Source organism: Micromonospora sp. NPDC048040 (assembly GCF_055587185.1).
Window position 1 is genome coordinate 87,264 of sequence record NZ_JBVJGT010000015.1, and the last position, 24,750, is coordinate 112,013.

A 24,750-nucleotide genomic window follows, 5' to 3' on the forward strand; every position below is an offset into this window, starting at 1 on the left:
GGCTCGACACACGGGAGAAGGCCCTGAACAGCAACCCGACACACCAGGACACGCCTGCCGGCGCCGCCACCGGTTGGTGGACGCGGGCCGTCATCTACCAGGTCTACCCGCGCTCCTTCGCCGACTCCGACGGCGACGGGATCGGTGACCTGCCCGGCATCACCGCCCGCCTCGACCACCTCGTCGAGCTGGGCGTCGACGCGGTCTGGCTGTCGCCGTTCTATCCGTCGCCGCAGGCCGACGCCGGCTACGACGTGGCCGACTACCGCGACGTCGACCCGCTCTTCGGCGGCCTCGCCGACGCGGACCGGCTGATCGCCGAGGCGCACTCGCGCGGGCTGCGGGTGATCGTCGACCTGGTGCCCAACCACACGTCATCGGCGCACCGCTGGTTCACCGCGGCGCTCGCCGCCGCCCCGGGCAGCCCCGAGCGCGACCGCTACGTGTTCCGGGACGGCCTGGGACCGGACGGCGACCGGCCGCCGAACGACTGGCAGAGCGTCTTCGGCGGGCCGGCCTGGACCCGGGTCACCGACCCCGACGGCCGACCCGGCCAGTGGTACCTGCACCTGTTCGACACCGGGCAGCCCGACCTCAACTGGGACAACCCCGAGGTGCGGGCGGAGTTCCTGGACGTGCTGCGGTTCTGGCTGGACCGGGGCGTGGACGGCTTCCGGGTCGACGTGGCGCACGGCCTGATCAAGCAGGCCGACCTGGCCGACTGGCAGGAGCCGCAGGAGATCCTCTCCGGGCGGGAGGTCGACAAGCCGCGCCCGCCGATGTGGGACCAGGACGGCGTGCACGACATCTACCGGGAGTGGCGCCGGCTGCTGGACGGCTACCCGGGCGAGCGGATCCTGGTCGCCGAGGCGTGGGTCGAGCCGGCCGAACGGCTGGCCCGGTACGTGCGCCCCGACGAGATGCACCAGGCGTTCAACTTCGAGTACCTGCTCGCCTCGTGGACCGCACCCGCCCAGTACGCGGTGATCACCCGTTCGCTGGAGGCCACCGACGCGGTCGGCGCCCCGACCACCTGGGTGCTGTCCAACCACGACGTGGTCCGGCACGCCTCCCGGCTCGGGTTGCCCGTCGGCGGCAAGCGGCCCAACGGCATCGGCATCGGCGACCCGCAGCCGGACGCCGCGCTCGGCCTGCGCCGGGCCCGGGCGGCCACCCTGCTGATGCTCGCCCTGCCCGGCTCGGCCTACCTCTACCAGGGCGAGGAGCTGGGCCTGCCGGAGCACACCACGATGCCCGACGAGGCGCGGCAGGACCCGACCTGGGTACGCAGCGCGTACACCGAGCGGGGCCGGGACGGCTGCCGGGTGCCGATCCCGTGGGAGGCCGACGCCCCGTCGTACGGCTTCGGCCCGACCGACGCGAGCTGGCTGCCGCAGCCGCCGGTCTGGGCGGAGCACTCGCTGGACCGGCAGCGGGGCGTGCCCGGCTCGACGTACGAGCTGTACCGGACGGCGCTGCGGCTGCGCCGCGAGCACGACCTCGGCGCAGGCCCGCTGGAGTGGCTCGCCAGCGGCGACGAGGTGCTCTCCTTCCGCAACGGCGGGCTGACCGTGCTGACCAACTTCGGCGACGCCGCCGTGCCGCTGCCGGCCGGCACCGAACTGGTGCACGCCAGCGCCCCGCTCGACACCGACGGTGCCGTGCCCACCGACGTGACGGTCTGGGTCCGGCCGGCCTGACGGGTGAGGAAGGGCCCCTGCCAGGGGCCCTTCCTCACAGCCGCTCGGCGCGGGTGTGCAGGAGGTCGTGGACGTCGGCGATGTCCGCCGGCGAGGTCCGCGACGCCAGCCAGTACATGATCCCGGTCGGGATGAAGAAGAGCTGGAAGGCGGCCAGCCCGACGGCGTAGTTCAGCGGCGGCGGGAAGGCCGCCCGCAGCCCGTGGAAGGCGACCCCGACCAGCCCGTTGCCGGCCGCCCGACCGACGCCGTTCACCAGGTTGCCGAGGCTGTAGACGGTGCCCCGGTGCTCGGGCGGGTTGACGTCGGCGATCAAGGCGAACCAGTTCGGCGAGTTCGCGGAGGTCAGCGCCAACGCCACCACGGCCGTGAGCAGGCTCAACCCGACCGTCGGCTCGGTGACCACGCTGGCCAGCACCGCCCGGACCACCGTCCCCGCACCGGCGCCGTCGGGCACGTCGATGCGGATCGGCACGAAGAAGAGCACCAGGTAGAACGGCAGCGCCGCGAGGATGCCGACCGCCGCGACCAGCGCCCGCCCCCTCGGCGTACGACGTTGCAGGGCGTCGCCGACCAGCCCGCCGACGATGGAGAACACCCCGCCGAGCTGGAACAGGGTGGCGAAGACGCTACCCACCACCACGGCGGTGGCGGCGGAGTAGCCCTGGTCCTCGGCCCGCTCGGCGAAGAGCACGGGCAGCCAGACCAGCGAGCCGAAGGCCGCCTGCGCGGTGAGACCCTGCAGGATCAGCCACCGGTTCGTCCGCCTGCCGAGGATCCTCGGCAGGTCCGCCCGGCTGATCCGGTAGTCGTACTCGGCACCGGTGGCGAGCGCGTCGGCCAGCTCCGGTTCGCTCTGGCCGCGGCGGATGTCGTAGGTGAACAGGTAGGCGGCGGTCGCCAGCAGGCCGACCACGGTCAACGCCAGGAACGGCCGCCGCCAGTCGGCCGCCCCGAGCAGCCCGCCGACCAGCGTGCCGGCCAGCGTGCCGACCCCCTGGGACAGCCCCCAGAAGCTCATCACCAGCCCCCGCCGGCGGGGTGAGATCAGGTCGGTGACGACCGAGAACCCGACCGACCCGACGGCGCCCAGCCCGATCGCCGCCAGCAGTTGCGCGGCCAGGAACGCGGGGTAGTTCGCCGCGACCGCGCTGCCGCCGGTGCCCAGCGCCCAGATCAGGGTGCCGACCATCAGCAGCGGCTTGCGGTTCGCGCGGTCGCCGACGTACGCCCAGCCCACCGCCGCCACCGCGCTGGCCAGGAAGCTCACGGCAGTGACCAGGCCGAGCAGCCGCCGCGGCACGTCGAAGGCGTCGGCGATCGGCCCGTACAGCGGGGGCACCAGGCCGATCGCCACGTTGTCCAGCGAGGCGAGCAGCACGAAGACCACGACGCTGTAGAACCGGTGCGCGGCCGAGCCGCCCCAGACCCGCGCCGCCCCGCCCCTCATCAAGGTCATGAGCGGCAGCCAACCAGGGTCAGGTCACGACCGGGTGACGGCGCGCGGGCGGGTCGGGCGGGTCGGGCGGCTCAGAGGTAGCCGCCGATCGCGGGCGGGGCCGCGGGCGGGGCCGGCGTGCCCGCACGCAGCGCGTACAGCTCGGCGAGGTTGGCCCCCTGGGGCGGCACCCCCGCCGACGTGCCCAGCCAACCCGTCGCCTCCTCGTACGACAGCGGGCCCACCTCGATCCGGGCCAGGCAGCGCCCCGGCCGGACCACGGCCGGGTGCAGCCGGGACAGGTCCTCGTTCGTGGTGATGGCGACGAGCACGTCGCGCCCCTGCCCGAGCAGCCCGTCGGTCAGGTTGAGCAGCCGGGACAGCGCCTGGCCGGCGGCCTGCTTCGCCTCGCCCCGGATCAGCTCGTCGCAGTCCTCCAGGATGAGCAGCCGCCACCGGCGACCCGTGCCCGGCTCGCCGTCCTCGTCCCCGACCGCCACCTCCGACAGGTACGCCGGGTCCGCGAAGAGCACGTCCGGGTCCAGCACGGCGTCGACCTGGCACCACTCGCGCCACGCCCTGGCGAGGGCGCGCAGCGCGGTGGTCTTCCCCGTCCCGGGCGCTCCGTGCAGGAGCACCAGCCGGCCGGCGAGTTGCTCCGGGGTGGTCGCCATCAGCGCGTCGAGCGCGGTGCGCGCCCCGGCGGCGTAGTTCGGCCGGATCTGCGACCACTCCGGCGCGGCGATCGACCGCACGTCCCGCTGGCTGCCGCGGCGGGGGTTCTGGTGCCAGAAGCCGATCCGGCCGGCACCCGGGTCCTCCGGTTCGGCGGCGCCGTCGACGATCCGGTCGAGGGCCGCCCGGCCGACCTCCTCGGTCACCGCCGTGACGGTCACCTCGGCGCCCCGCCCCTTCCAGGTGACCACCCGGGCCGTCCAGCCGTCGCCGGCCAGCAGGCGGGACCGCTGCCGGTTCTCCACCGCCGTACGCAGCAGCCGCCCGTCGGGGGCGGTCAGGGGCGCGTCGGGGCGCACCCGGGAGAGCCGGACCGTGTGCGACCACGGGTGCCGGCCGGTGACGAAGTCCGCCAGGACCAGCGCGTCGATGACGTCGCAGGGGGTGTCCGCGTCGTCGTACTGGAGCATCGAGGGGATGCCGGTCCCGACGGTCACCGGCGCCTCGTCCGCTTGGGGGGTGGTTCGCATCCGTCGATGATCGCGAGCCGGGGCGCGCCCGTACAGCCGTTTACCCCTCGCCGGCCGGGTCGCGGTCGAGCCGGTCGAGGAAGCGGTCGCGGGCGGCGGCGTACCGCTCGCGGACGGCGGGGACGGGCGCGGCGGCGTACTCCTCGGTGTCCCGGACCGACCAGGTGGGGGGCGCCGCGCCACCCAGGGCGACCCAGGCGGCCTGGCGGGCGGCGCCGTCGGCGACGTACTCCCCCGGCGGCGGGACGACCACCGGCACCCCGAGGACCTCGGGCGCGATCCGGCGCACCGCCACCGAGCGGGCTCCCCCACCGACGAGGATCACCCGGCGCACCGTGGCGCCCTGGGCGGTGAGCGCGTCGAGGCCCTCGGCGAGGGCACAGAGCAGGCCCTCGACGGCGGCCCGGGCCAGGTGGGCCGGGGTCGAGGTGCGCAGGGTCAGTCCGTGCACCGCGCCGGTGGCCAGCGGCCGGTCCGGGGTCCGCTCGCCCTCGAGGTAGGGCACCACGACCAGGCCGTCCGCGCCGGCGGGGGCGGCGAGCGCCAGCGTGGCCAGCTCGTCCAGGTCGACCCGGAGCAGGGCCGCGGCGGCGTCGAGCACGCGGGCGGCGTTGAGCGTGCAGACCAGCGGCAGGAAGCGGCCGGTGGCGTCGGCGAAACCGGCGACCGCGCCGGTCGGGTCGGCGGCGGGGGTGTCGGCGACGCTGCACACGGTGCCGGAGGTGCCGATGGAGAGCACCACGTCGCCCGGCCCCGCGCCGACCCCGAGCGCGGCGGCGGCGTTGTCTCCGGTGCCGGGTCCGAGCACGGCCCCGACGGGCGCGGATCCGCCGGCGGGGAGGGCGTCGGGGCGCAGCGCGCCGGCCGGTTCCGCCGGGCCGAGCACGGCCGGCACGTGCGGGCGCCGGCCGAAGGCGCGCTCCAGCAGGTCGAGCCGGTAGTCGCCGGTGGCCGGGGACCAGTAGCCGGTGCCGCTGGCGTCGCCCCGGTCGGTGCGCAGCGCCGCCAGGCCGGGCGCGCCGGCCAGCCGCCAGGTCAGCCAGTCGTGCGGCAGGCAGACGGCCGCCACCCGGGCCGCGTGCTCCGGCTCGTGCCGGGCCAGCCACCGCAGCTTGGTGGCGGTGAAGCTGGCCACCGGCACGCTGCCGACCGCGTCCGCCCAGAACCGGCGGCCGGCCGCCCCGCCGCCGGCCTCCTCGACCAGCTCGGCGGCGGCCCCGGCGGAGCGGGTGTCGTTCCACAGCAGCGCGGGCCGGACGACGGCGCCCGCCTCGTCGAGGCAGACCATGCCGTGCTGCTGGCCGGCGACGGAGACCGCCGCGACGTCGGCCAGCCCGCCGGCGGCGTCGACCGCCGCGGCCAGCGCGGACCACCACGCCGACGGGTCGACCTCGGTGCCGTCCGGGTGCGGTGCCCGGCCCTGCCGGAGCAGGGCGCCGGTCTCCGCGTCCCGGACGACGACCTTGCAGGACTGGGTCGAGGAGTCGACCCCGGCGACGAGCGGCATCTCCGGCGGCCCTCAGCGCGCGCCGAGCAGGTGCTCGACGGCGAGCTGGTTGAGCCGGACGAAGCCGAATCCCCGCGCGGCGGCCCCGTCGACGTCGAACTCCTCGAACGCGGACCGGTCGGCGAGCAGCTCGGCGTGGCCCTCTCCCGGCGCCAGCGTCGGCGTGCCGAGGTCGGCGACCCGGCTGGCCGCCAGCGCCTCGGCCACCTCCGGATCCGCTCGGAAGGCCGCCGCCCGCTCCTTGAGCAGGAGGTACGTCCGCATGTTCGCCTCCGCCGACGCCCAGACGCCGGTCGTGTCCTCGGTGCGCGAAGGCTTGTAGTCGAAGTGCCGGGGGCCGTCGTAGGCGGGCGCGCCGCCGGGGCCGCCGTGCTCCAGCAGGTCGACCAGGGCGAACGCGTTGAGCAGGTCGCCGTGGCCGAAGACCAGGTCCTGGTCGTACTTGACGCCGCGCTGGCCGTTGAGGTCGATGTGGAACAGCTTGCCCTGCCAGAGCGCCTGGGCGATGCCGTGGGCGAAGTTCAGGCCGGCCATCTGCTCGTGCCCGACCTCGGGGTTGAGCCCGACCAGCTCGGGGTGGGCCAGGGTGGAGATGAAGGCGAGGGCGTGCCCGACGGTGGGCAGGAGGATGTCGCCGCGCGGCTCGTTCGGCTTGGGCTCCAGGGCGAAGCGCAGGTCGTAGCCGCGGTCGACGACGTACTGGCAGAGCAGGTCGACGGCCTCCCGGTAGCGGTCCAGGGCGGCCCGGACGTCCTTGGCGAGGTCGTACTCGGCGCCCTCCCGGCCGCCCCACATCACGAAGGTGCGGGCGCCGAGGTCGGCGGCGAGGTCGACGTTGCGCAGCACCTTGCGCAGCGCGTAGCGCCGGACGTCGCGGTCGTTGCTGGTGAACCCGCCGTCCTTGAACACCGGGTGGGTGAACAGGTTGGTGGTCACCATGGGCACCACCAGGCCGGTCTCGTCGAGCGCCTTGCGGAACCGGGCGACGTGCCGGTCGCGGGTGGCGGCGTCCGCGCCGAAGGGCACCAGGTCGTCGTCGTGGAAGGTGATCCCGTACGCCCCGAGCCCGGCGAGCCGGTGCACCGCCTCGACCGGGTCCAGCTCACCGCGGGTGGCGTCGCCGAACGGGTCGCGGGCCTGCCAGCCCACCGTCCAGAGGCCGAAGGAGAACTTGTCGGCGGGGGTGGGACGGGGTGCCATGGCAGACCTCCGGGGGTGTCGTCCGCTATTTGTTCAGTGGTTGAATTATTTGATCGGCCTGTGGCAGTGTCAAGGAGTGACCCGTTCCGATGCCCCGCCCGGGCCGGTCCGGCAGGGCAGCCTGCGCGAGTGGAACCTCGCCGTGGTGCTCGGCCGGATCGCCGCCGCCGACCGCCCGCCGTCGCGGGCCGAGCTGGCCGCCCGGACCGGCCTGACCCGGGCCACCGTCTCGGCCGTGGTGGAGGACCTGCTCGCCGGCCGGCTCGTGCGCGAGGCGGAGCCGACGCCGCGGACCGGCGCGGGGCGGCCGTCCCGGGGCCTGGTGCTCGCCGCCGACGGCCCGGCCGGGCTCGGCCTGGAGGTCAACGTCGACTACCTGGCCGCCTGCGTGGTCGACCTCGCCGGCCGGGTCCGCCACCACTCGGTGCTCCGCGCCGACCTCCGGCCGGTCTCCCCCGCCGAGGCCGTCGCCCGGCTGGCCGACCTGGCCGCCCACGCCCGCGCCGAGGCGGCCCGCGAGGGGCTCACCCTGGCCGGCGCGGCCCTCGCGGTGCCCGGCCTGGTCGACGACGCCGGGCTGGTCCGCCTCGCGCCGAACCTGGGCTGGCGCGACGTGCCCGTTCCCGCCCTCCTCGCCGGGCATCCGCCGCTGACCGCGCACGTGGACGGCGTGCCACCGCTGGTGGTCGACAACGAGGCCAACCTCGCCGCGCTGGGTGAGCTGCACGCCGGACCGGCCGTCCCGGCCAGCTTCCTGCACGTCTCCGGCGAGGTCGGCATCGGCGCCGGGATCGTCCTGGACGGCTCCCTGTTCCGGGGCGCCCGCGGCTGGAGCGGCGAGATCGGCCACGTACCGGTCCGCCCCGACGGTCGGCCGTGCCGGTGCGGGGCTCGGGGCTGCCTGGAGACGTACGCCGGTCAGGAGGCCATCCTCGCGGCGGCCGGCCTGGCCGGCGCGGACCTCCCGGCGGACACCGCGACGACCCGGCTCGCGGAGCTGGCCGGGGCGGGCGACCCGGCGGCGCTGCACGCCCTGTCCGACGCCGGAACGGCGCTCGGGGTCGCCGTGGCCGGGGTGGTCAACCTGCTGGACCTGGACACCGTGGTGCTCGGCGGCGGATACGCCCCGCTGGCGCCCTGGCTCCGCCCGCCGGTGCTCGCCGAGGTCTCCCGCCGGGTGCTCACCGCGGCCTGGTCGCCGGTCACCGTCCGTCCCGCGGCGCTCGGCGGCGCGGCGGCGGCCGTCGGCGGGGCCGGTTCGGTGGTCCGCCGGATCCTCGCCCGACCCGCCGGCTGGCTGACCCGGCAGCCCTGAGCGCGGCCTCCTCCGATGGGCGGACGACATCGCGATGCTCGCGGTGGCCGCGGCGCCCGACGCGTGACAAGCCGCCCCCGCCGGGCACGCGGGTGCGGACCGGTCCGGGCGTGCCGCCCGCGGGTCAGGCCGTCCTGGCCACCCTCGGCTCGTCGCCGGGCCACTCCTGCTTCGGTAGGCCGGCCGGAGGCTCCGCCCGGCCGCCCGCGTCGGACCAGGGGCCGGCCGGCTCGACGGACTGGACGGACGCGTGGCGGCGACGCGCCGCCTCGTCGAACTCCCGCATGCCCCCCAGCAGGGCCTGCCGCCCCTCGGGGGTCATGTCGCCGAGGATCGCCGCGAGCTGCTGGCGCCGGTCGTCGCGCAGCTCGGCGAGGAGCCGGTGGGCCTCCGGGGTGAGGTGCAGCGAGATCTCCCGCCGGTCGAGGCGGCCGGGCTCGCGTTCCAGCATGCCGGCGGCGACCAGCCGGTCACAGAGCCGGCTGGCGGAGGAGAGCAGCATGTCGAGCCCGGTGGCCAGGCGGCGGAGGTTGATCCCGTCGTGCTGCTCGACCAGCATGATCGCGCGCAGCTGGGCGCCGGAGACACGGCTGGTCGTGCGCTCCCGCGCGGCCTCCCAGACCGTCAGCAGGGCGTCGGCCACCGCGTCGAGCTCGGCAGCCATACTCGTCTGGGGCCCCTGGGGACCGTGCACTTCCGCCATGGTGCGCCCGAGACTACTCCGAAACCGCTGGTGCGGGCTCGCGACCAAGGAGCGATGGATGAGCGAACCGGTCAACCGGGTACGGCGCGCCCTCAACGAGGCGCCCGCCGATCTCCTGCTGGACCGGGTCGCCGACACCCTGGCCGGGGCCTACGGGATCACCCGGGTGCAGCTCCTCCAGGTCGACTACCGGCTGTCGGCGCTGCTGCCGCTCGGTGACGGGGAGACGGTCACCAGCCCGGGGCACCCCGCCTGGCGCTGCTTCGACCACCAGACCCCGATCGTCGCCGACGACACCGCGTACCTGCCGGTGTCGATGCGCGGGGAACGCCGGGGGGTGCTGCGGGTGGCACCGGCCCCCGGCGACCCGGGGACGCTCCACGAGCTGGCGGAGACCGCCACCGCGCTGGCCCACGAGATCGCCGCGGTCAGCGCCGGCACGGACGTCTACCGGGCCGCGCGGCGCAGCAGGAGGCTCACCCTCGCCGCCGAGATGCAGTGGGAGATGCTGCCCGGCCGCAGCCGGATCCGGCCCTCGTTCAGCCTCGCCGGGCAGCTCGAACCGGCGTACGCGGTGCGCGGCGACAGCTTCGACTGGTCCGACGACGGGGAGCGCGTCTGGCTGTCCACCATCAACGGCACGGGCGAGGGGGTGGCCGCCGCGATGCTCACCTCGCTCGCCACGTACGCGCTGCGTAACGCCCGCCGGGCCGGGCTCGGCCTCGCCGACCAGGCGGCCCTCGCCGACCAGGCCATCTACGACCTGCACCGCGGCGACCAGCACCTCGCGGCGCTGCTGATGGCCCTCGACCTGCGCTCGGGCGTGCTGACCGTGGTCGACGCCGGGTCGCCCCGCCTCGTGCTGCTGCGCGACGGGGAGGTCCACCAGCTGCCGCTGGAGGCGCAGTTCCCGCTCGGCATGTTCGAGGCCACCGACTACCACGAGCAGCGGTTCGAGCTGTGCCGGGGCGACCGGCTCTTCGTGGTCAGCGACGGCGTCGTCGACGCCACCGGGCAGGACGTCCGGTACGGCGAGACCGCGCTGGACCGGTTCCTGCGCCGGACCGGGCCGATGGAGCCGCTGGACGCGGTGCGCTCGCTGATCGGCGACCTGCGCGCGTTCGTCGCCGGTGACCTGGTCGACGACGCGGTCGTGGTGTGCCTGGACTGGACCGGCCCGCAGGATTGACCCCACCGGGGCGGGTCAGTACGCCCCGCGACTGTTGATCACGGCACCGAAGGTCTTCCAGAGGATCGTCAGGTCGGCCGCGAGCGACCAGTTCTCCACGTAGTAGAGGTCGAGCCGGATGCCGTCCTCCCAGCTGAGGTCGGACCGGCCGCTGACCTGCCAGAGCCCCGTCATGCCGGGCTTGACCAGCAGCCGGCGGGCCACGTCCCCGTCGTAGCGGGCCACCTCGGAGGGCAGCGGCGGGCGGGGGCCGACCAGGCTCATCTGCCCGAACAGGACGTTGACCAGTTGTGGCAGCTCGTCCAGCGACCACTTGCGCAGCAGCCGGCCGATCCGGGTCACCCGCGGGTCGTCGCGCATCTTGAACATCAGGCCGTCGGTCTCGTTGCGAGAGGCCAGCTCCGCCAGCAGGGCGTCGGCGTTCACCACCATGGTGCGGAACTTGTAGACGCCGAACTCCCGGCCGCCCTGCCCGACGCGGGTCTGGCGGAACAGCACCGGCCCCCGGCTGTCGAGCTTGATCGCCAGCGCGATGACGGCCAGCAGCGGCAGCAGCAGCGTCAGGGCCAGCGAGGAGGCCGCCCGGTCGACGAAGCCCTTGACCAGCTTGCGGGCGCCGCGGAACTCGGGCGCCTCGACGTGGATCAGCGGCAGGCCGGCGACCGGCCGGGTGTGGATGCGCGGGCCGGCGACGTCGGTCAGCGCGGGCGCCACCACCAGGTCGACGCCGGTGCCCTCCAGTTGCCAGCCCAGCCGCCGCAGCCGGGTGGCGGTCAGCTCGCCGGAGGCGGTCACCGCGACCGTGTCCGCGCCGATGGCGGTGGCGGCCTCGGGGATGCCCCGGAACGAGCCGACCACCGGCACGTCGCCCAGCCGCTGGGCGACCGGGGCGAGCAGCGCGTCGGGGATGCACGCGCCGACCACCTGGTAGCCCGCGTACGGCTCGCGGCGCAGGGTGTGCACCAGCTCCAGCACGTGCGCGGTGTCGCCGACCACCAGCACCTTGCGCGACCAGCCCGCGCCCCGGGACCGCGCCCGGTGCAGCCGCTTGCGCGCGGCGAACCGGGCCACCTCCAGACCGACGGCGCCGACCGCGAACGAGATGCCCAGGAAGCCCCGGGAGACGCCGACGTCGGCGATGTAGCCGACGATCGCGATGCCACCGGCGAGGCGCAGGCTGGCGGCGCTGACCCGCCGGTACTCGTCCGCGCCGTACCCGAGGACCCGGTCGTCGTAGCAGCGCAGCACCCGGAGCGAGATCAGCCAGGCGACGACGAGCCCCGGAGCCACCACGACGTACGGGACCTTCGAACCGCCCGGGGTGTCACCGCCGAAGCGGGCCACGTACCCGATGAGCACGGCGATGGTCAGGATCGTGGTGTCCAGCACCACCAGGGAGCGGACGTAGGCGCGCTCGTCGGTGCGGGCCGTCTGCCCGGACCACGGCTGGTCCGGCGACGCCGCTCGGGCGGGGGTCAACAGCGTCGCCGAGGTCACCGGCCCTCCCCACTTCGCATGCCGACGGCCCCGGTCGCCGACCGACCCCGTCGCGGGCCGGCCGCGGAGCACTACGAAATCCTGCCCCGACAACCACGGTGGACGATCGCTTCCGACGTATTGCCGTCACTTTTCCCGAAGGGGCCGGTGGCCGAAAAGGGCCCGCGGTACCGGATCCGGCGGTACGACGGGCCCTGCACGCCCTGTTCCGTCGGTCAGGCCGGGGCCTTGCGCAGCGCGACCGCCCGGAGGAAGATATCGCCGATCTTGGTCGGGTCCTCGGTGACGAAGGCGCCGCCGCCGGTCACGTCGGTGATCGACTTCAGCTCGGCCTTGCTGACGTCGCCGCCGATACCGATGATCACGACCTGCACCGGCCGCTCCGGATCCTTGATCTTGTTGAGTTCGGCCAGCAGCTGCTGCTGGGTGATGCCGTCGGAGTCCTCGTTCTTGCCGTCGGTGAACAGCACGATCGAGTTGACCCGGCCCGGCTCCCAGTTGTCCTGCACCTTCTGGTACGCCGCCAGCATGGTGTCGTAGAGGCCGGTGCTGCCGCTGGAGGACCGGATCGAGCCGAGCGCCTGCTCCAGCTTGCCGCGCTGCCGCGACAGCGGCCCGATGGCGACCAACTCCTGGTGGTCGCGGGAGCCGACCAGCTCGGTGGAGAACGTCCAGAGGCCGATGGACCAGGAGTCGTCGAAGAGGTTCAGCCCGCGCCGGGCCGCCTCCACGGTGACCTGCTGCCGGGTCGCGTTGCCGGCGTTGGCCACCTTCTCCTTCATGGAGCCGGAGACGTCGATGACGGCGAGCATCCGGCCGGACTGGGTGGCGATCGACCAGCTGGAGAGCGCGCGGTCCATGTTCTGCGGGTCGGGCCCGCCGGTCGCTGCGGTGCCGCCGGTCGCCGGCGGGGCCGACGCGCCGCCAGCCGGGCTGGGTGCGCCCTGCGGGGCGTCGAAGCCCGCGCCCCAGTTGCCGTCCGGCGCCCGCAGCGCCTGGGCCGCCAGCCTGTCGCGGAAGTCGGCGGTGGTGAGCACCTCGTAGAGCACCCGCGCCGCCGACGCCTTGGCCGGCTCGATGCCGGGCAGCACCGCGTACGGGTAGTCCAGCGGCGCGGGCGCCGGCTCCAGGTAGAGCGCGGCCAGCGGCACCGGCGGCTTCTTGCTGTTGTACTGGATCACGTCCTCTTCGGACAGCGCCGCCGCGCCGAGGCTGCTGGCGATCGTCGTCGCGTCCGACGCGGTGGGGAACCGGGCGAGCAGGTCCGGCCGCAGCGCCGAGCGGTCGGTGGCCAGCGCCCGCAGCGCGGCGACCTTGTCCTTCTCGGCGTCCGGGCCGCCGGTGGCGCTGGCGGCGGTGGTCAGCGAGAGCAGGCCGGACAGGCCCGCCGCGTCGCGGGTCGGCTCGACGATGCCGGTACGCAGCGGCTTGTCGCTCTGGACCTGCTGGAGGAGCTGGGTCCAGCTGAACTTCTTCTGCGGCCAGCCCAGCCGCGAGGCGATCGGCACCGGCATCGCCACGACCACCGGGCTGCGGGCGATGGACGTGCCGTTGCCGGGGTCGAAGGCGGTGGCGCCGCCGGTCTTGAGCCGCAGCAGCCAGGTGGAGGAGTCGGGCACCCAGACGTCCGGGCTGACCGCCGTGCCACTGGCCTGCCCGACGCCGGCCAGCGTGACACCGTGCTTGGCGGCGACCGTCGCGGCCACGTCGACCGGGTCGGAGGCCGAGACCTTCACCGCGATGCAGGTCCCGCCGACCGCGGCCCCGTCCTTGACCCACTGCGCGGCCGCCGCGTCGACGGCGGGGGCGAGTTCGTCGGCGACGGCGACGGAGAGCTCGATCCTGCCGGAGCAGTCCGGTTGCGCCAGCTGCTGGTAGCCGAACCAGCCGCCGGCCGTCACGGCGAGCACGCCGACGGCAGCGGCGGCGGTAGCTGCGTGAACGTTGGTACGCATGCGATGGCGGCCTGCTGACACGCTGACCATACTGCGTACCCGCCCTGGTAGCTGCCACAACCGTTCGGACGAAAGTTACGCAGGAGATACAGTTGACCACCAAATTGTCGACGATGAGTAACCGCCCCGCCTCGGCGCGTTGATCTGGCCTGGTCAGGGCAGGACGCAGGTGGGGCTGGGTACCGGCACCGGCTCCCCGACCGGGGCCGGGACACCGGTGGCCGCGTCCACCCGGAAGACCCGGACCATGTCGGCCCGCTCGTCGGCCACGTAGAGGTACTCCCCCGCCCGGGCGAAGTGCCGCGGCCACTCCCCACCCGTGTCCACCTCGGCGACCATCTCCGGCAGCTCGCCGGCGAGGGCGAAGACCGCGACCGTGCCCACCCCGCGGTTGGCCACGTAGAGGAAGCGGCCGTCCGGGCCGACCGCGATCTCCGACGGCTGGACGTGCCCGGGCCGGTCGCTGGCGTCGACCCGGCCCCGCTGGTGCAGGGCACCCTCGGCGGTCAGCTCGTACGCGGTCACCGAGGCGTCCAGCTCCCCCGCCACCCAGCACCGCCGGCCGTCCGGGTGCCGGGCCAGGTGCCGGGGGCCGGAGCCGGCGGCCGCCCGCACCCGGGGCGCCCGGGGCACCAGCCGACCGGAGGCGGCGTCCAGGTCGTAGCGGTAGATCGAGTCGGTGCCGAGGTCGACCGCGAGCAGCGGGCCCCGGCCCGGGTCGGGGTTGACCATGTGGGCGTGGGCGCCGGCCTGACGCTCCGGGTCCGGCCCTTGCCCCTCGTGCCGCACCAGGTCACTGCGCTCGCCGGGCACCCCGTCGGGGCCGAGCGGGAACACCGCCACGCTGCCGCCGCCATAGTTGGCCACGACGAGGTGGCCGCCGTCCGGGACGACCGCCAGGTGGCAGGGCTCCGCGCCCCCGGTGGACCGGGTGCCGAGCGGGGTGAGGTCGCCGTCGGCGGCCACCCGGAAGGCGCTGACCTCGCCGTCGGGCAGTTCGTTGACCGCGTACAGCACCGGCAGCCGCGGGTGCCGGGCGAGGAAGGAGGGCGCCGGGGTGACCGCGACGGTGCCGAGCGGGGACAGCTCGCCGGAGCCCGGGTCCCGCCGCGCCGCGACGATGCCGGTGGCCCGGCCCCCGCCGTGTGCCGTGTAGCCGCCGATGTGGACGACCGCGCCCTGCTCCGCCACCGGTTCCGCCCTCCGCCGATTCCTCCGTCGATCCAACCAGAGGCTTCCCCCTGCGCCGGCTCCTTGGCCCGAAAGCCGCGCCGAATCGCGGCCGGTCGACGTGACCGGCCGCGCCGGCGGGGCTCAGGCCGCCGGCACCGGCTCGCCGCGCTGCCGGGCCACGTGCTCGACGAGGGCGATCAGCACCTCCTTGCCGGACTGCCGGTCCCGCGCGTCGCAGAGCACCAGCGGCACGTCGGGGTCGAGGTCCAGCGCCTGGCGTACGGTCTCCAGGCTGAACCGCCGGGCGCCGTCGAAACAGTTCACCCCCACCACGAACGGGATGCCCCGCTGCTCGAAGTAGTCGATCGACGGGAAGCAGTCCGCCAGGCGACGGGTGTCGGCGAGCACCACCGCGCCGAGCGCCCCGAAGGCCAACTCGTCCCAGAGGAACCAGAAGCGGTCCTGGCCCGGGGTGCCGAACAGGTAGACCTGGAGGTCGTCGTTGATCGTGATCCGGCCGAAGTCCATCGCCACCGTCGTGGTCGACTTCGCCTCGACGCCGGACAGGTCGTCGGTGTCGGCCCCGGCCCCGGTCAGGATCTCCTCGGTCTGCAACGGCCGGACCTCGCTGAGCGCGCTCACCAGCGTCGTCTTGCCGGCGCCGAAGCCCCCGGCGATGAGGATCTTCAGCGCGAGCGGGATCCGGGGAGCGGAACCGGCCTCGTCACAGCGCACGGAGTCCACTGACCACCGCCTTGAGGATGTCGTCGTCGGGCAGGTAGGCGGCGGCCGTCGGCTGGTGCACCGCGACCAGTCCCCGGGCCAGCAGGTCGCCGAGCAGGACGCGGACCACGCCCAGCGCGAGGTCCAGCTCGGCCGCCAACTCGGCGACGGGCACCGGCCGGGCGGCCAGCGACACCAGGCGCCGGTGCTCGGGGTGCAGCTCCGGGTGGGCGGCCGGGTCGGCGGCCGGGTCGGCCAGCACGTACGCGACCAGGTCGAAGCCGTCCGCGGACGACCGGACCCGCCCGCCGGTGAGGGTGTAGGGCCGCACGACGGGACCGGCGTCGTCGTCGAGCCACTCGTGCTGCGGCCCGGGGGACTCAGCCCGCATCGGCAGCCCCCGCCGCCGACCGGGCCGGGGCGCTCAGGTACTCCCCCACCCGGGTGACCAGCATCGCCATCTCGTACGCCACCAGGCCGATGTCCGCGTCCGCGTCGCTGACCACCGCGAGGCAGGCCCCCTGCCCGGCGGCGGTGACGAAGAGGTACGCCGACTCCATCTCCACCACGGTCTGCCGGACCGCCCCGCCGGCCACCTGCCGGCTCGCGCCCCGGGCCAGGCTCGAGAAGCCGGACGCCAGCGCGCACAGGTGCTCGGCGTCGGCGCGGTCCAGGTTGGTGGAGGAGCCGAGCAGCAGCCCGTCGGCCGACAGCGCCACCGCCTGGCGGGCGGGCGGCACCCGTTCCACCAGGTCGTCGAGCAACCAGTCGAGATCGGCGCTCTGCCTCGTCGGATGCAGCATCAGGCGTCCCTCTCAGTCGCGGTCACGGGGTCCGGTTCCGCCGGCGGCTCGGCCGGCGTCGGGGTCGGGGTCGGGGTCGGGGTCGGGGTCTGGGTCGGGGTCGGCTCGGCGGCCTGCTCCGGTGCGTCGCCGCCGGCCGCCGGGGCGCTGGCGGCCAGGGCCCCGTCAGCCGTCGCGCCGCCGGCCGCGGCGCGGCCACGGGCGGTGCCCGCCTGTAGGGCGGACATGGCGCGCCGCGCCTCCTCCGGAGTGCGCGGGGTCGGGCTCTCGATCACCGGTGGCCGCGGCGCCGGGCCGTCGACGACCGGGTGCCGGGCCGCCGCGGGGTGCCCGACCGCCGGACCGCCCCCGGGGGCGTCCGGCGTCGACCGCCGTCGGACGGCCGGCCCGTGGCGCCGCACCCGACGCGGCAGCCCGTCGATCTCCCCGGCGCTCTCGGCGGGGCCGGGACCTCCGGGCACCCGGCCGGCGAGGGCTGGGTCTCGGGACGCGGAGGCGGCCCGGTCCGGGCCGGCGGAGGCCGGGCCCCCGACGCCGGACGCGGCCGGGGCCGGGGCGGCGGCGCGACCGGGCTGGTCCGGCGCGGCGGAGGCGGGGGCTGCGGAGGGCGGGGCTGCGGAGGGCGGCGTCGCGCCGGGTTCGGCGGCTCGGGCGGAACGGGGCCGGGACAGCGTGCTCAGCCGGCTCGCCCGGGCCATCCGCCGTTCCTCCGGCGTCGCCCCGGACTGGTGCTCCGGCGGGGCGACACCCTCGGGCAGCAGGGACGGCTCGTCGGTGACCAGGTCGGCGGGGATGAGCACGACGGCGGTCAACCCGCCTCCGTCGGACGGGCGCAGCCGAACCCGGACCCCGTGCCGGGCGGCGAGCCGGGCCACCACGAAGTGGCCGAGGCGGGCCGTCTCGGCGGGCTCGAAGTCGGGGGACCGGGCAAGCCGCCGGTTCGCGTCCTCCAGCGCGGCGGCGGTCATGCCCAGGCCGCGGTCGGTGACCTCGACGGCGTAGCCGTTGGCCACGTGCTGTCCGGAGACCTCCACCCGGCTGTGCGGCGGGGAGAACGCCGTGGCGTTCTCGATCAGCTCGGCGAGCAGGTGGATCACGTCGCCGACGGCCCGCCCCAGCGCGCCGCCGGGCTGCACGGCGGCGATGTCGACGCGGTCGTACGACTCCACCTCGGAGATGGCACCCCGGATCAGGTCGACCATCGCGACCGGGTTGCGCCAGCCCCGCCCGGGGGCGGCGCCGGCCAGGATGACCAGGTCCTCCGCGTGCCGCCGCAGCCGGGTGGCGAGGTGGTCGACGCGGAACAGCTCGGCCAGCTCGTCCGGGTCCTCGGTGTGCCGCTCCATCCGGTCGAGCAGGGCGAGCTGCCGGTGCACCAGCCCCTGGCTGCGACGGGCGATGTTGAGGAAGACCTCGTTGAGCCCCCGGCGCAGGGTGACCTCGTCGACGGCCGAGCGGACCGCCGTCCGCTGCACCTCGGTGAAGGCCCGCGCCACCTGGCCGATCTCGTCGCCGCCGTACTCCAGCGCGGGCGCCTCCCGGGCGACGTCGACCTGCTCGCCCCGGCGCAGGCGGGCCACCACGTCGGGCAGCCGGCGTTCGGCCATGTCCAGCGCGGCCGTGCGTACGCCGGTGAGCCGCTGCGCGAGGGAACGACCGACCCGCAGCGCCACCAGGACCGAGACCACGACGGCGGCCAGGCCGAGCACGCCGGCGGCGGCGAGCCGGACGAGGATGCCGACGGCCGTCGGCACCGACCGGTCGGCGAGCCCGTCGGCCTGGGCCAGCTCGAACTCCCGCAGCGCCTGCTGCACGGCCTCGTAGCTGGCCTGCCACTGCGCCGGGTCCACCGCCGGCCGGGTCGACGACCGGGCGCCGACCAGGGCGTCCTGCATCGTCCGCAGCCGGCCGAAGACCTCCCCCTCGGTCAGCCGCTGGAACGCGGCGCGCTCCGCATCGGGCAGGTCCGCGACCGCCGCCTCGGCGAGGAACCGCTGGTTGGCGATGGTCTGCACGACCTGGGTGTGCTCGCCCTCGGCGAACCGGCCGGCGGTGAACGCCCCGGCCAGCAGGGCGTCGGTCTGGCCGAGCAGTTCCCGGCTACGGCCGAGCGCGGTGACGGCGAGCGCCTGACGGTTCAGGTCCCGGTCGGGCAGGTTCGCCATGGCCGAGAACGCCTGGAAGGCCGAGGAGATCATCCCGCTGTAGAGCCCGACCGCGCCGGCCCGGTCGACCTCGCGCCGGTCGATGAACCCCCGCCCGGCGGGCAGCGCGTCCAGCGCGGTGACGAGGTGGTCGACCCGGGTGTCGAGGTGGTCGCCGGCGGCGTCGCGCAGTTCCTCCCCGCCGACCCGGCGGCGCAGCTCGGCGACCGCGCGGTCGGTCCGCTGGCGCTGCTCGGCGAGCCCGGGCGCGACGTCCCCGCCGGCCAGGTGCACCACCGAGAGCCGGCGCTCCCGTTGCAGCTCGGCCACCACCGCCTCGCCGGGGTGGCCGAGGTCGTAGAGGAGGGTCCGGGCGGCGAGCAGGTCGAGGGCCGGCCCGAAGGTCAGCGTCGTGGCGAAGATCCAGAGCGCCAGCAGCGCGGTCACCGGGACGACGACCAGCGCGGTCAGCTTGGAGCGGATCGGCCAGTCGCGGGATTTCAATCAGACCTCGCCCGGAAGGTGTGGCTGCGGGGGCTCCGGCGCCGGCCGGGCAGCGTCCGGGTCGGACGGTCACGGCCCACGGTGCCGGCCCGTCCGGCGGACGCCTTGGGCAGGATACGTAAATCCCGCCCGATGCACTACCGTCCGTCGCGTCGGGCCTACCGGACGGACGTCCACAGCGGACGAACGCCCCGCCGGGGGCCGGCGGGGCGTTCGGTGGGTGGTGCGGATCAGGCGCTGACGGAGATGCCGAGACCCTCGGCGACCCGGCGGCCGTACTCCTCGTCGCACTGGCTGAAGTGCCAGACCATCTTCTCCTGGATGTGCTTGTCGCACTGCGCCAGCAGGGTGGTCAGGTTGAGGATCAGGTCGTCGCGCTCCCAGTCGGCCATCTCGCGGTAGCGGCGGCCTGCCTGGGAGTAGTTGTTCTGCCGCTCGATCGGGGCCTTCATGACCTGACCGGAGACGAACGGGCGGTACTCCCGGTAGGACTCGTCGGCCTCCCGGAGCCCGGCGACCGAGGACGGCTCGAAGTTGATGTGCGGGTTGCCGCCCCGGTTGTCCACCCCGTACGACATCTGGCCGCCGCCCTGGTTGGTGCTGACGACCACGTCCTCGCGCGGCCGGTTGACCGGCAGCTGGAGGTAGTTCGGGCCGACCCGGTACCGCTGGGTGTCCGAGTAGGAGAACGTGCGGCCGACCAGCATCTTGTCGTCGGAGAAGTCGATCCCGTCGACCAGCACGCCGGTGCCGAAGGCGATCTGCTCGTTCTCGTTGTGGTGGTCGGTGATGTTGCGGTTGAGCGTCATCATGCCGACCGGCAGGTAGGGGAAGTCCTCCTCCGGCCAGATCTTGGTGTCGTCGAGCGGGTCGAAGTCCAGCTCCGGGTGCTCGTCGTCGCTCATGACCTGGACGTTGAGTTCCCACTTCGGGTACTCGCCGCGCTCGATCGCCTCGTAGAGGTCCTTGGACGCGTGACCCAGGTCGGTGGCCTGGATGGCGTCCGCCTCGGCCTGGGTGAGGTTGTGCTCGCCCTGCTGCGACAGCCAGTGGAACTTGACCAGCACGCCCGCGCCCGCGGCGTTGACCAGCCGGTAGGTGTTCACCCCGGACCCGCGCATGGTCCGGTAGTTCTTCGGGATGCCGTACGGGGAGAAGAGCCAGGTCAGCATGTGCATCGACTCGGGCGTGTTCGACATGAAGTCGAAGATCCGGTTGGGCTCCTGGCGGAAGGTCACCGGGTCCGGCTTCAGCGAGTGGATCACGTCGGGGAACTTGATCGCGTCGCGGATGAAGAAGACCTGGAGGTTGTTGCCCACCAGGTCCCAGTTGCCGTCGTCGGTGCGGAACTTCACGGCGAAGCCGCGCGGGTCGCGGGCCGCCTCGGAGGAGTCCCGGCCGCCGATGACGGTGGAGAAGCGGATGGTGACCGGGGTCTTCTTGCCCTTGGTCTGGAACAGCTTGGCCCGGGTGTACGTCGACGCCGGCTGGTCGCCGATCGTCCCGTACGCCTCGAACTCGCCGTGCGCGACGAAGCCGCGCGCGTGCACCACCCGCTCCGGGATGCGCTCCCGGTCGAAGTGGCTGATCTTCTCGAGGAAGTGGTAGTTCTCCAGCGTCGCCGGGCCACGCGAACCGACCGTCCGCTGCTGCTGGTTGTTGTGCACGGGGTGACCCTGACGGGTGGTGAGGATCGGCTTGCTGGCCTGCGGGTCGCTCATGGCGCTCCTCCTGGTCGGTGTGACGGCTGACGTCACCGGTGGTGCTGCTGCTGGCACGTGGGGCACCGGCCCCAGTAGGTGACCTCGGTGGACTTCACGGCGAAGGTGGCGCCCCCGGGGTCGAGGCAGGGCCCGGGGGCCCGGTTGCGGCGGGTGTCGACGATCGCCCCGCACTCCCGGCAGACCAGGTGGTCGTGGTCGTCCCCGGCCAGCTCGTAGCGGGCCGGCCCGCCGGCCGGGGCGAACCGGCGCAGCAGTCCCGCCGCGGTGAGCGCGTGCAGGACGTCGTAGACGGCCTGGACCGAGATCCGCCCGAGGCGGACCCGGGCGAGCCGGGTGATCGTGTCGGCATCCAGGTGCGGCCGGTCGCGTACCGCCGCGAGCACCGCGAGCCGGGGCTGCGTGACCCGCAACCCGGCGGCCCGGAGGCGTTCGACGTCGGTCTCGACCGGCATCACCCCACCCAAGCGCCTTTTCTGGAATGAGTCAAGTTTTCGCGCCGCGATCACTCTGTGCGACTCGTCATGTCGGTACGGGGAATGCCGCCAGGTCGGGTTCGTCAGGAAAGTGCCGAGGAACGGGATTGGCGATCACGGAGCGGAGGGAATACCACTGGCCGAAGGAGGAGCCATGTCGCCCACGCAGGTAATCGTCATAGTTCTCGTCGTGCTGGTGATCGCGGCGCTGGCCGTGGCCGCCCGGTCGTACGCCCGCCGTCGGGCGTTGCGGTCGCGGTTCGGTCCCGAGTACGACCGCGCCGTCGCCGAACGGGACAGCCGAACCGCCGCCGAGCGGGAGCTGCGCGAGCGGGAGCGCCGCCACGCCGAACTCACGCTCACCCCCCTCGCCCCCGAGTCCCGCGCCCGGTACGCCGCCGCCTGGGAGGAGATCCAGGTCCGCTTCGTGGACTCCCCCGCCGAGACCGTGGGCGACGCGGACGAACTGGTCACCCGGCTCATCGCCGAACGGGGCTACCCGACCGGCGACTTCTCCGACCAGATCGCCCACCTCTCGGTGGAACACGCCCGCACGCTGGGCCACTACCGCGACGCCCACGAGATCCACCTGCGCAACTCGCGCGGCGAGGCCAGCACCGAGGAGCTCCGCCAGGCCGTGGTCCACTACCGGGCCCTCTTCGCCGACCTGCTCGGCGAGGAGCCGGTCGGGCACCGGCCGCCCGAGCAGCGCAGTCCGGACAGCCAGCACGACGTCACGAGCCGCTGAGGAGACCGCGATGCGACAGGAAGAGCAGCGGGTGGGCAACGAGCACCCCGAGGCCGTCCGCTCCACGCCGGTTCCGGTGCCGCCACGAGGCGACCAGGCCGGCCGCGCCGAGGTGCCCGAGGACGCCCTCGACGACCGGGGCACGTTCGACGACCCGGCGGTCGCCGGCGAGCGCGCCCCACGCCGCGGGACTGCCGACGACGAGCGGTCCGGCGATCGGGACGCCGACGCGGCACGGTCCCGCGACCGGAACGCCGACGGCGGGCGGCCGGAGTTCCACGAGCCGGGTCCGCTGCCGACGGCCTTCGGCGCCACCACCGTCGGCGACGCGGTGGCCGCGTCCGCCCTGGCCAGCCCCCGCCCGGAGGACGAGGTCGACCCGCGTACGGAGTCGACCGCGCGTCCGGGCGACGGGGCCGTGGACGGCGCGCGGGAGGGGCGCCGGGCCGACCCGACCGCCGAGTTCCGCGGTGCCGGTGAGCGTGGCGAGGGCCGACCCGACGAACGCGGCGGGTCACGGGGCGGCACGAGCGTGCTGCCGCCGGACGCCACCGACGGTGGCCCCGAGCGCCGGACCGACCTGACCGGCTGGACGGGCGACCCGGAGACCGCCGCGGCCGGCGGGCCCGGGTACGGCAGCGCCACCCCCGCCATGGTCGACCCCGACGCCGAGCACGCGTCGGCCGGGCGCACGGATGCCGCCGCCGGCTCGCTGGAATCGGCGGGGACGTCCCGGCCGGCGGGGTCGACCGTCGCCGCCGAGCCGGCCACGCTCTTCGACCCCGCGGCGGCGCAGGGTTTCCGGGACCGCTGGCGGGACGTCCAGCTGCGGTTCGTGGACGACCCCCGCGCGGCGGCCGGGGAGGCGCAGTCGCTGGTCGACGAGGCCATCCAGGCGCTCGCCTCGGCGCTGTCCGCACAGAAGAACAAGCTGGGCGGCTGGCAGGACGCCGGCTCGGCCGACACCGAGCAGTTGCGGATGGCGGTCCGCCACTACCGCGACTTCCTCGACCGCGTGCTCGGACGCTGACCGCTCCCACGGGCGCCCCCGGTCGGACCCGGCCCGGGGGCGCACGGCGGCGCGGGCCCGCGACGGCGGCGTACCCGGCGCGACGGCCGGGCCCGGCCGTTCGACCTCCGGCGGGTGGCCGGTGGCCCGTTCACGCCGTAAGGGGACGATCGTCACCCTCGTCGGCGTCTCCGACGGCGCCGCCGCCATCGAGCCCGCATCCGGGCATGGCCGCCGCCACGCGGGGTACGCCAGGAGGATCAGGAAACCACCTGGCGGCAGGAGGGCAGCGACATGACGGATCGTGACCGTGACCGACCGCTGGAGGAGAGCCCCGAGGTGGCCGCGGCGGTCGAGGACGACACCGGCATCCCCCAGCTGATGACCGGCGGCGGCGCCGACCGGGACACTCCGTCGTTCACGGAGCCCGGTGACCAGCCGCGGAGCGGCGCGCCGACCGACCAGCTGATCGGTGACCCGTACGCCGCCGGCACCGGGGCCACCGGCACCGGCACGGGGGCGGCGCCGGACAACATCCGCACCGGCGCGGAGCAGCCCTGGGAGCCGGAGGACCTGGTGGCGGCCCGGGGCCAGGACCTGACGCCGGAGAACATCGAGCGGGCCCGCCGGGACCTGGCCGAGCTGGGCCGGGCGGCGATCGAGAAAACGGTCCCCTGACCGCCGTACGTGACAGGCCCCGGCCCCGCCGTCGAGCGGTCGGGCCGGGGCCCGGAGGAACCCGCCGCCGGAGCGCCCCACCTACTGCCAGCGGCGGGTGGACGTCCGTGTCGGGCCCCGCTGGGGTTGTCGCCGTTGCGGGCCTTGCCGGGGTCGCACATCCGGTCGAGGCCCTTGCCCTCGTTGTCCGGGATCTCCGCGCTGGAGCCGTCCGACTCGCCCGGGCCCTCACCCGGGCGTACGCGTCGATGCCCGGCTCCGGCTCGACCTTCGGGCGCTCGCCCAGGCCGGCCCCGGACTGGTGGCACCAGTTGCCGTCGTGGATCCGCCGGTCCATCCGGCCGCCGTTGACGTAGGTGTCCACACTGGTCGTCGTGCCCGGGCCGATGGGCCGGGCGGAGCCGACCCAGCCGCTTGCGGGAGGCGCCGCCCAGCCGTTGCGGGAGGCGCCCAGCAGTTGGCCGCGTTGACGACGAAGCCGTGCACGTTGTCCACGGTGCTGCCACAGGCGACCGCGGCGCTCTTCAGCATGTCGTCGGTCTGGCCGAAGTTGCCGTCCCAGCCGATCCACCCGTGGTGGGCGGCGTCGATGTGGTTGTAGACGTCGCTCCGGGTCGCCCCTGGATCGCGGCGTTCGCGCTGCCGTCCGGGGTCCCGATGATGGCGGCGATCCGGTCGAGCCACCCGGCGGTCGGGTTGTTCGGCACCCGGTTGCCGCCCGGCACCGACTCCGCCTTGGCCTTCCGCTCCGGGTTTCACGTACCCCTGGGCGTTCAGGTGGGTTGTCCACCCGCTGCCCGGGCGGGGCGGGGTGGCCGGCCGGGGACGTCGTAGACGGCGGGATCGTCGGAACAGGACGACACCCACCGAGGGCCCCGACCGGCGCGAGTCCGCCGTGGCAGTGCCAACGGGGCAGGAAAGCCGTATAGCGCCCAAAACTGGGCATACCACGCCTGTCGCCCGGATGCCCGACATAGGTCAAAACACGAATCTTTCCCTGCATAGCTCATGAAACGGTCTAACGTCGTTCGTAGCTCGGTTGCCACCGAGCCCAGGACAACA

20 protein-coding genes and 1 pseudogene are annotated in these 24,750 nt (G+C 75.0%); 6 read left to right on the top strand and 15 right to left on the bottom strand.

The window, feature by feature from the left end:
• Positions 1–23: 23 nt before the first annotated feature.
• On the top strand, positions 24–1,700 hold the full coding sequence (locus ACZ6O2_RS17430) for a glycoside hydrolase family 13 protein (RefSeq protein WP_350708738.1): 1,677 nt from the start codon (positions 24–26) through the stop codon (positions 1,698–1,700).
• 34 nt (positions 1,701–1,734) lie between these two features.
• Here ACZ6O2_RS17430 and ACZ6O2_RS17435 read toward each other — a convergent pair whose 3' ends face one another.
• The 4 genes from ACZ6O2_RS17435 to xylA all read right to left on the bottom strand — a co-directional run bounded on the left by ACZ6O2_RS17435 (position 1,735) and on the right by xylA (position 7,050).
• Positions 1,735–3,159, bottom strand: coding sequence for an MFS transporter (locus ACZ6O2_RS17435; protein WP_350708641.1), 1,425 nt, complete (start codon positions 3,157–3,159; stop codon positions 1,735–1,737).
• A gap of 71 nt (positions 3,160–3,230) precedes the next feature.
• Positions 3,231–4,343, bottom strand: a complete 1,113-nt coding sequence (locus ACZ6O2_RS17440; RefSeq protein WP_466023520.1) for a DUF5925 domain-containing protein — start codon at positions 4,341–4,343, stop codon at positions 3,231–3,233.
• Between the two features lie 40 nt (positions 4,344–4,383).
• The gene (gene xylB, locus ACZ6O2_RS17445; RefSeq protein WP_466023521.1) at positions 4,384–5,850 is read right to left on the bottom strand and encodes a xylulokinase; all 1,467 of its coding nucleotides are present in this window, start codon (positions 5,848–5,850) and stop codon (positions 4,384–4,386) included.
• Positions 5,851–5,862: 12 nt separating this feature from the next.
• Positions 5,863–7,050 (bottom strand): xylose isomerase, encoded by a 1,188-nt coding sequence (xylA, locus tag ACZ6O2_RS17450; RefSeq protein WP_350708646.1) that lies wholly within the window; start codon positions 7,048–7,050, stop codon positions 5,863–5,865.
• A gap of 49 nt (positions 7,051–7,099) precedes the next feature.
• On the opposite strand from xylA, the gene ACZ6O2_RS17455 reads away from it, so the two are divergent.
• Complete coding sequence (locus ACZ6O2_RS17455) at positions 7,100–8,365, top strand: ROK family protein (protein ID WP_466023550.1); 1,266 nt, start codon at positions 7,100–7,102, stop codon at positions 8,363–8,365.
• Between the two features lie 124 nt (positions 8,366–8,489).
• On the opposite strand, the gene ACZ6O2_RS17460 is transcribed toward ACZ6O2_RS17455, so the two are convergent.
• Entirely contained in the window at positions 8,490–9,029 is a 540-nt protein-coding gene (locus tag ACZ6O2_RS17460; protein WP_466023522.1) for a MarR family winged helix-turn-helix transcriptional regulator, read from the bottom strand.
• Positions 9,030–9,126: 97 nt separating this feature from the next.
• Here ACZ6O2_RS17460 and ACZ6O2_RS17465 point away from each other — a divergent pair, with 97 nt between their 5' ends.
• Positions 9,127–10,257, top strand: a complete 1,131-nt coding sequence (locus ACZ6O2_RS17465; RefSeq protein WP_466023523.1) for a PP2C family protein-serine/threonine phosphatase — start codon at positions 9,127–9,129, stop codon at positions 10,255–10,257.
• A 15-nt stretch (positions 10,258–10,272) separates the two neighbouring features.
• Here ACZ6O2_RS17465 and ACZ6O2_RS17470 read toward each other — a convergent pair whose 3' ends face one another.
• The 9 genes from ACZ6O2_RS17470 to ACZ6O2_RS17510 form a co-directional block, all read right to left on the bottom strand.
• Positions 10,273–11,754: a sugar transferase gene (locus ACZ6O2_RS17470; protein ID WP_466023524.1), complete on the bottom strand. Its 1,482-nt coding sequence runs from the start codon at positions 11,752–11,754 to the stop codon at positions 10,273–10,275.
• Between the two features lie 215 nt (positions 11,755–11,969).
• The gene (locus tag ACZ6O2_RS17475; RefSeq protein WP_466023525.1) at positions 11,970–13,730 is read right to left on the bottom strand and encodes a VWA domain-containing protein; all 1,761 of its coding nucleotides are present in this window, start codon (positions 13,728–13,730) and stop codon (positions 11,970–11,972) included.
• A gap of 132 nt (positions 13,731–13,862) precedes the next feature.
• Positions 13,863–14,900 (bottom strand): lactonase family protein, encoded by a 1,038-nt coding sequence (locus ACZ6O2_RS17480; RefSeq protein WP_466023526.1) that lies wholly within the window; start codon positions 14,898–14,900, stop codon positions 13,863–13,865.
• Between the two features lie 123 nt (positions 14,901–15,023).
• On the bottom strand, positions 15,024–15,626 hold the full coding sequence (locus ACZ6O2_RS17485; RefSeq protein WP_466023527.1) for a GTP-binding protein: 603 nt from the start codon (positions 15,624–15,626) through the stop codon (positions 15,024–15,026).
• A complete protein-coding gene (locus ACZ6O2_RS17490; RefSeq protein ID WP_350708660.1) occupies positions 15,607–15,996 on the bottom strand; it encodes a DUF742 domain-containing protein in 390 nt (129 codons plus the stop codon). Before ACZ6O2_RS17490 ends, ACZ6O2_RS17485 begins: the two co-directional genes overlap by 20 nt.
• Entirely contained in the window at positions 15,986–16,408 is a 423-nt protein-coding gene (locus tag ACZ6O2_RS17495) for a roadblock/LC7 domain-containing protein (protein WP_393260927.1), read from the bottom strand. Before ACZ6O2_RS17495 ends, ACZ6O2_RS17490 begins: the two co-directional genes overlap by 11 nt.
• Positions 16,408–19,056, bottom strand: coding sequence for a sensor histidine kinase (locus tag ACZ6O2_RS17500; protein ID WP_466023528.1), 2,649 nt, complete (start codon positions 19,054–19,056; stop codon positions 16,408–16,410). Before ACZ6O2_RS17500 ends, ACZ6O2_RS17495 begins: the two co-directional genes overlap by 1 nt.
• A gap of 230 nt (positions 19,057–19,286) precedes the next feature.
• Positions 19,287–20,777, bottom strand: coding sequence for a catalase (locus tag ACZ6O2_RS17505; RefSeq protein ID WP_466023529.1), 1,491 nt, complete (start codon positions 20,775–20,777; stop codon positions 19,287–19,289).
• A gap of 32 nt (positions 20,778–20,809) precedes the next feature.
• Positions 20,810–21,232: a Fur family transcriptional regulator gene (locus ACZ6O2_RS17510; RefSeq protein WP_466023530.1), complete on the bottom strand. Its 423-nt coding sequence runs from the start codon at positions 21,230–21,232 to the stop codon at positions 20,810–20,812.
• Between the two features lie 175 nt (positions 21,233–21,407).
• Between ACZ6O2_RS17510 and ACZ6O2_RS17515 the strand changes: the two genes are divergently transcribed.
• From ACZ6O2_RS17515 to ACZ6O2_RS17525, 3 genes are all read left to right on the top strand, one after another.
• The gene (locus tag ACZ6O2_RS17515) at positions 21,408–22,001 is read left to right on the top strand and encodes a hypothetical protein (RefSeq protein WP_350708667.1); all 594 of its coding nucleotides are present in this window, start codon (positions 21,408–21,410) and stop codon (positions 21,999–22,001) included.
• Between the two features lie 10 nt (positions 22,002–22,011).
• Positions 22,012–23,031, top strand: a complete 1,020-nt coding sequence (locus ACZ6O2_RS17520) for a hypothetical protein (protein ID WP_466023531.1) — start codon at positions 22,012–22,014, stop codon at positions 23,029–23,031.
• A 273-nt stretch (positions 23,032–23,304) separates the two neighbouring features.
• Entirely contained in the window at positions 23,305–23,688 is a 384-nt protein-coding gene (locus ACZ6O2_RS17525) for a hypothetical protein (RefSeq protein WP_466023532.1), read from the top strand.
• 98 nt (positions 23,689–23,786) lie between these two features.
• Here the strand turns inward: ACZ6O2_RS17525 and ACZ6O2_RS17530 are convergent.
• Positions 23,787–24,550 (bottom strand): annotated as a pseudogene (locus ACZ6O2_RS17530) (glycoside hydrolase family 6 protein); the annotation flags it as partial.
• Positions 24,551–24,750 lie beyond the last annotated feature (200 nt).

Coding starts and splice junctions, on each gene's coding strand:
- ACZ6O2_RS17435 (WP_350708641.1), bottom strand. CDS start 3,159: ATGACCTTGATGAGGGGCGGGGCGGCGCGGGTCTGGGGCGGCTCGGCC.
- ACZ6O2_RS17440 (WP_466023520.1), bottom strand. CDS start 4,343: ATGCGAACCACCCCCCAAGCGGACGAGGCGCCGGTGACCGTCGGGACC.
- xylB (WP_466023521.1), bottom strand. CDS start 5,850: ATGCCGCTCGTCGCCGGGGTCGACTCCTCGACCCAGTCCTGCAAGGTC.
- xylA (WP_350708646.1), bottom strand. CDS start 7,050: ATGGCACCCCGTCCCACCCCCGCCGACAAGTTCTCCTTCGGCCTCTGG.
- ACZ6O2_RS17460 (WP_466023522.1), bottom strand. CDS start 9,029: ATGGCTGCCGAGCTCGACGCGGTGGCCGACGCCCTGCTGACGGTCTGG.
- ACZ6O2_RS17465 (WP_466023523.1), top strand. CDS start 9,127: ATGAGCGAACCGGTCAACCGGGTACGGCGCGCCCTCAACGAGGCGCCC.
- ACZ6O2_RS17490 (WP_350708660.1), bottom strand. CDS start 15,996: ATGCGGGCTGAGTCCCCCGGGCCGCAGCACGAGTGGCTCGACGACGAC.
- ACZ6O2_RS17495 (WP_393260927.1), bottom strand. CDS start 16,408: ATGCTGCATCCGACGAGGCAGAGCGCCGATCTCGACTGGTTGCTCGAC.
- ACZ6O2_RS17505 (WP_466023529.1), bottom strand. CDS start 20,777: ATGAGCGACCCGCAGGCCAGCAAGCCGATCCTCACCACCCGTCAGGGT.
- ACZ6O2_RS17510 (WP_466023530.1), bottom strand. CDS start 21,232: ATGCCGGTCGAGACCGACGTCGAACGCCTCCGGGCCGCCGGGTTGCGG.
- ACZ6O2_RS17515 (WP_350708667.1), top strand. CDS start 21,408: ATGTCGCCCACGCAGGTAATCGTCATAGTTCTCGTCGTGCTGGTGATC.
- ACZ6O2_RS17520 (WP_466023531.1), top strand. CDS start 22,012: ATGCGACAGGAAGAGCAGCGGGTGGGCAACGAGCACCCCGAGGCCGTC.
- ACZ6O2_RS17525 (WP_466023532.1), top strand. CDS start 23,305: ATGACGGATCGTGACCGTGACCGACCGCTGGAGGAGAGCCCCGAGGTG.